This window comes from Kitasatospora sp. NPDC058218, from assembly GCF_042882445.1.
Classification (GTDB): Bacteria; Actinomycetota; Actinomycetes; order Streptomycetales; family Streptomycetaceae; genus Kitasatospora.
In genome coordinates this window covers 127921-133898 of sequence record NZ_JBHVWC010000019.1, presented here as the reverse complement: position 1 = coordinate 133898, position 5978 = coordinate 127921, and the positions used below count along the sequence as shown (strand labels likewise).

Sequence of the window (5978 nt, the reverse complement as noted above, 5' to 3'; positions counted from 1 at the left end):
GCGCCGGTGCAGGCGCGGACGTTGTCGCCGATGGTGAGCTTGGCGGTGTAGGCGTACGCGCCGTCCGCCGCCTGGTCACCGACGACGGCGTTGGCGGGCATGGCGGAGAAGGTGCTGAGCGCGCCGGCGGCCAGAGTCGCGGCCAGCGCGCCCGTCACCCGGGCGCGGGCAGAGGTCTTGGGAAGCATGGGGGGCGGAATTCCTCGGTCTCGAAGGTGGATGTCTGCCGGCAGCCGGACGGTCAGCCGGTGACGCGCAGTTCGACGACGGTGGTGGGGGCTTGGCCGATGCCTTCGCCGACGCCCTTGAAGCCGTCCTTGGGGACGTCCAGAGTCTGCGTCGTTCCCCCGGCGGTGAGGCCCGCTTGCACGGAGCGGCCCGAGGTCTGGACGGCGAAGACGTCGGCCAGCTCCAGGGTGAGTGAGCCGGTCGCGGTGGTGGTGGTGAAGCACACCTTGTTGTCGCGGTTGACGGCGGCCCGGGTCCAGATCTGGATCTGGGTCGCGCCGGCGCAGTCGGCGAGAAGGAGGTGCCCGTCCCCGCGCAGGAGTTTGATACCGGTCAGGTTGGAGCCGCCGGGGTAGGCGAAGTCCTCTACGGCCGACGGCGGGGCGGTGGCGTCGGCGGGCGGTGGTGCCGTGTCGGCGGCGGCGAACGCGCTCAGGCCGAACACGCCTGCGGCGGCGGTGGCGGCGATGACGGCCGCCCAACCGCGGACGCGGTGTTTCATGGGAGTCCCCCGGATCGATGGTGTCGGGTACTGGGTGGCCGGTCGGCGACCGGCTCGGTGCCGGGTCAGCCGGTGATGCGCAACTCGACGAGCATGGTCGGCTTCTGGCCGAGCGCCACGCCGACGGTGGCAGCGCCGCCCTTGGCGACGTCCACGGTCTGGGCGACGCCCTCGGAGGTCAGGTCGGCGCGCACGGAGCGCTCGTTGCTGGTCTGGATCATGAAGGTCTGCGGCAGTTCGAGCGAGAGGTAGCCGCTCGAACCGGTGACGCGGAAGCAGACGCCGGGGCCGCCGCTGGGGCTGGTGGCGGCGGTGCTCCACAGCTGGATCTGGGTGGCCGTGTTGCAGTCGGCCAGGACGATGTGCCCGTCGCCGCGGATCAGCTTCAACGCCGGGAAGGGGGAGGCGCCGGGGTAGGCGAAGTCCTCCACCGCGGGCGGCGGGGTGGCGGTGTCGCCCCCCGGGGCGGTGTCCGCGGAGGCCAGCGCGGTGGCGCCGAAGGTGGTGGCGGCCGCGAGGGAACCGGCGATCAGCCAGCGGGCTATGTTGCTCTTCATCTCAATTTCCCTTCAGGTGGGTTGACTTCACCCGGGGGAACGGTCGACATCCAACTACTCGACGGTCGGCATCGTTGATCCGACGCGTACGAGGCGGATGGAATGGCGGCGACGACGCGCCATTCCCGGCCCCCGATGGCTTTGGCGGTTCGCAGTCTAGGGCATGTTCAAGCGCTCTCCTCGGTTGTGGCTCGATCAAGTAACGCCGCAGCTCAGGTCAGTTGGACCGTCTATTTGACGAGGCGAGAGATTGATCGCCTTTTGTCTGGATTTGCCATCTGTCCGATGAAGCAAGCCTCTGTGCATCGCGCTGACGGGTCGCCATTTCGGTCGTTCGGACATTTCCGCTGTGGATATGCTCCACTCCAGTCGAATCTCGGCTATCGGATCGTGGAGGGGTCTCTGGTGGGTGGAATAGTTGTCCGGTCCGGGCGGCGAAGGCGGGGTGGGCGGTCCATATCCGCAGTGGTCAGCCTGCGCGTGCTGCCACTGGCGCTCGCGGCCGGTCTGTTGGGGGCCGTGCCGGCCATGGCCGCGGACACGACGGGTGCCACGACCCCCGTCGTGTCGATGGACCGCGCCCGTGTGGTCGCGCTCTGGCAGGCGGGTGGTCCCGCGATCAAGGCCACGGCCGAGGCCGCGCTGACCGGCTCGGACGCGGACGTGCGCAAGTTCCTGGACATCGAGCGCGTCCCCGCTCAGGTGCAGGACGACCAGGTCAGCGCCGCGCAGATCCTCACCCTGGGTGGGGCCGGCGTGCGGGAGGCGGCGCGCAAGGCGCTCGCCGGCACCCCGGAGGAGCTGCGGGCCTTCCTGGACGGTGGCTACCAGGAGGCGCTGAAGAGCGACCAGCAGGTCAGGGCCGCCTCGTTGATCAACGGCGCGGGCGCCGGTGTGCAGGCTGCCGCGAGGGCCGCCCTCAACGGCACCCCGGACGATGTCCAGGTGTTCCTGAACGACGGCCAGTACACCGCGCGGGACACCGATGACCGGGTGAAGCTGGTTCAGATCCTCGCTACCGGCGGGCCGAACACCCAGGCTGCCGCCAGGTTGGCGCTCAACGGGACCATCGACGACGTCCGTGAGTTCCTCGAGGTCGGCCAGCACGTGGCCAAGGCCCGTGACGTGGAGCACACCAGCGTCGAGCAGCTGACCCAGCAGGCCAAGGAGGCGTCCGCACAGGCCGTCCGCGAGACCGAGGACGCCAAGGAGTCCGCGGCGCAGGCGATCGCGGCCTCGCAACTGGCCAAGGAGTCGGCGGCGAAGGCCGCCGCCGAGACCGAGGCCGCGCGCAACGACACGGTCGCCGCGACCGCCGCCGCCGGACGGGCGGCGGACGCCGCCAACCGGGCGACCGACGCGGCGCAGACCGCGGTGAAGGCCGCCCGTTCCGCCACCAACTCGGCCCGCACGGCGGCCAGCGCGGCCAGCCAGGCCGCCTACGCCGCCGCGGGCGCGGCCCGGGCCGCGACGGCCGCCCGCAACGCGGCGGCGGGAGCCGCCACGGACCGTGCCAAGGCGGACGCGGCCACGGCCGCCGCCACCACGGCCGAGAACGCGGCGAAGGCCGCGGACGCCGCGTCGGGATCGCTGACCCAGGCGACTGCCGCCGCGAGCGCCAGCGCCGAGGTGGCCGAGTCGGCCCTGAGCGCCAGCGGCAACGCGATGGCCGCCGCTACCGCGGCGGGCCAGGCCGGTGGTTACGCCGGCGTGGCCGGTTCCCAGTCGGCGCGGGCCAAGGCCGCCGCGGCCGCGACCCAGCGTCAGGCCCAGGAAGCCTCCCGGGCCGCGACCGCCGCCAAGTCCCTGGCCGGCGAGGCCGCGCAGGCGACCGCCCAGGCCAAGGTGCTCGCGGACTCCGCCGCCACCCACGCCCGCAACGCGGCCGCCGCTGCCCGCGACGCCGCCCAGCACGCCGGCGAGGCCGCGCAGGCCGCCGACCGGTCCAAGGCCCACGCCGAAGCGGCGGTCGCCGCCGCGCAGACCGCCAAGGATGCGGTCGACGAGGCCAATCGGGTCCACGACGTCGCCCAGCGGGCGGAGGCCGAGGACCTCGCCGCGCAGACCGCCACCGATGTCGAACGGGTCAAGGCCGCCAAGGCCGCCTACGACGACAAGCAGGCCGCGATCGGCGAGGGCGTTCAGCAGCTGCGCCGAACCAAGGACGAGGCCACCCGCCTCGCCACCGCGCTGGCACAGGCGAACCCCGACACCGCGGCCATCGCCACCGACGGGCGCAAGCTCGCCGTCCTGTCGATGAAGATCGCCGGTCCCTGGGAGGTCGCAGCAGCCCGCACGGCGCTCTCCGGCACCGACCAGGACGTTCTCGACTTCGTCCGTGACGGTCGCCGCCGGGCGATCGAGATGGACGACCGGGACCGCGTCCAGAACCTCGCCACCACCTCGGAGCTTCCGGCGGTGCGCGCTGCGGCGGCCCAGGCCCTGCAGGGTGACGCCAACGCGGTCACCGCATACCTGACCACCGGTCAGTACCAGGCGGCCACTCCCGATTTCCAGGTGAGTGTCGCCAAGATCGTCAGCACTGGTGGCTCCACTGTCCAGGCCGCCGGTCGTGCCGCGCTCAACGGCAACGTCGAGGCGCTGCGTGACTTCCTCACCAGCGGCCGCTACCTGGCACAGCTCGCCGACGACCAGGTCGTCGCGGCCGGGCTCCGTCAGTCCGGCGGTCCGGAGGTCAAGGCCGCGGCGCAGATCGCGCTCGAAGGAACCCCGGAGGTGCTCCGGGCCTTCATCGAAACCGGGCAGTACACCACCGCTCGCAAGGACGCGCTCGCCGCCACCCACGTGGCCGAGATCCAGCGGATGATCTCCGAGGCGTCGGCGGTCACCGCCTACGCCCAGCAGAGTGCCGCCGAGGCCGTCCAGGCCGCGGCCCTCGCCCGTAACGCCTCCGGTGAGGCCGACGTCGCGTCCGCCCAGGCCGGCGCCGCTGCCAGTGCCGCTGCCGGCTACGCCGCCGAGGCGAAGAACAAGGCCGACGCGGCCGCCGTCAGCGCGAAGAAGGCCGCGGACGCGGCGAAGACCGCCGCCTCCGCCGAGGCTTCGGCCCGTCACTCCGCCGCCTCCGCCAGCTACTCGGCCCAGCAGGCCCAGCGCTCGGCCGCCAGCGCGAGCTGGTCGGCTCAGGAGGCCTACGCCTCCGCCGCCCGGGCGAAGGCCGACGCCGAGGCGGCCGGTCAGGACACGGCGGTCGCCGCGCAGGCCGCGCGCAATGCCATGGACACGTACAAGACCAAGTACGTCGCCGAGCAGGAGGCCGCCCGTGTGGCCGCGGCCCAGGCCGCCAATGACGCCGCCGCCAAGCAGCAGGCCGAACAGGACAAGAAGTCGGCCACCGACACCTTGGAGGCCGAACTCCGCAAGGAGGCCGCCCAGCACAAGTCCGGCTGGCTGGACACCGTCCTGAACGTCACCCATGGGGTCCTGGACCTCATCGGTGGTGTCGGGGGAGTCTTCGCCCCGGGCATCGCGGACATCGCCGACCTGATCAACTGCGGCATCTACGCCCTGCAGAAGGATGTCGAGAACGCGATCCTGTCCTGCGTCGGTGCGATTCCGCTCGCCGGTGACGCCGCCGCCGTGGCCAAGCTCGCCAAGTGGGCCGAGAAGATCCCCGGTGGCAAGAAGGTCATGGAGTTCTTGGACAAGCTGTTCTCCAAGCTCCCCGGCAGTTGCCCCATCGGCAGGAACAGCTTCCCGGCCGGCACCCGCGTGCTGATGGCGGACGGTTCGACCAAGCCGATCGAGCAGGTCCGTGTCGGCGACCAGGTCCTGTCCGGCGATCCCGCCGCCGGACAGACCGGTGCCCGCCGGGTGGATGCGACCATCTACACCCCCGATGACCGTGACTTCACGGACCTGGTGGTGCAGACGGGGGCGAAGGCCGGCACCCTGACCGCGACCGACCACCACCCCTTCTGGTCCGAGAACCGTCAGAACTGGGTGGACGCCGCCGACCTCCAGGTCGGTGACCAGGTGCGGACGGCCTCCGGTGCGACCGCCACGGTCTCGGATGTCCGGCACCGGACCACGTTGCAGCCCGCCTACAACCTCTCGGTCAGCGACCTCCACACGTACTACGTCCTCGCGGGCGAGACGTCGGTGCTGGTCCACAACTCGCAGAAGTGCCCCGACCTGGGTGAGTCGTGGACGGCCGCGCCCAAGAGCACGATCGCCGGCAGCACCGGCTGCGAGGCCTGCGCGCTCGAGATCCTCGGCAAGCTCGGGGGCGGCGAGGTCCTTCAGATTGCGCCTCAGGTCGTCAACCGTTACTCGAAGCTGCCGTACCAGGGAGTCGAGGACGTCTGGTACGTCCACTACGCCGTGCTCAAGGACGGCAAGGTCTTCGACAAGTGGACGGGCAGGAACGGCGTGCCCCAGGACGAGTACTTGAAACGCTTCTACGACAGTGTGGGGCAGTACCCCATCACGTCGAGGAGGGGTTCGCTGAAGGCCAATCCCAGTAGTGGAGGCGGCTACACCTTCACTCCCTCCGGAGGGTAGTTCGTGTCCTAGGCTGGCGCGGGGGGGGGCCCCGCGCGCACCCCCCCCCCCCCCCCGGGGGCGAGACGGGCGGGCCGGGGGCGGCCGGGGGTGGCGCGGTTAATAAAAAATGGGAGCAGTTAAAAGGGGGGGGGGGAGTTAACAGGCCGGCCGGGACGACCGAAAAC

3 protein-coding genes and 1 pseudogene are annotated in these 5978 nt (G+C 71.7%); 1 reads left to right on the top strand and 3 read right to left on the bottom strand.

Going from position 1 to position 5978, the window contains the following annotated elements; translation table 11 throughout:
• The 3 genes and pseudogenes from ACFVYI_RS14780 to ACFVYI_RS14770 all read right to left on the bottom strand — a co-directional run.
• Positions 1-188, bottom strand: a pseudogene (locus ACFVYI_RS14780) (esterase); the annotation flags it as partial.
• Between the two features lie 53 nt (positions 189-241).
• Entirely contained in the window at positions 242-730 is a 489-nt protein-coding gene (locus tag ACFVYI_RS14775; RefSeq protein WP_387885075.1) for a hypothetical protein, read from the bottom strand.
• A 65-nt stretch (positions 731-795) separates the two neighbouring features.
• Entirely contained in the window at positions 796-1287 is a 492-nt protein-coding gene (locus ACFVYI_RS14770; protein ID WP_387885073.1) for a hypothetical protein, read from the bottom strand.
• Between the two features lie 465 nt (positions 1288-1752).
• Between ACFVYI_RS14770 and ACFVYI_RS14765 the strand changes: the two genes are divergently transcribed.
• On the top strand, positions 1753-5811 hold the full coding sequence (locus ACFVYI_RS14765; protein ID WP_387885071.1) for a polymorphic toxin-type HINT domain-containing protein: 4059 nt from the start codon (positions 1753-1755) through the stop codon (positions 5809-5811).
• Positions 5812-5978 lie beyond the last annotated feature (167 nt).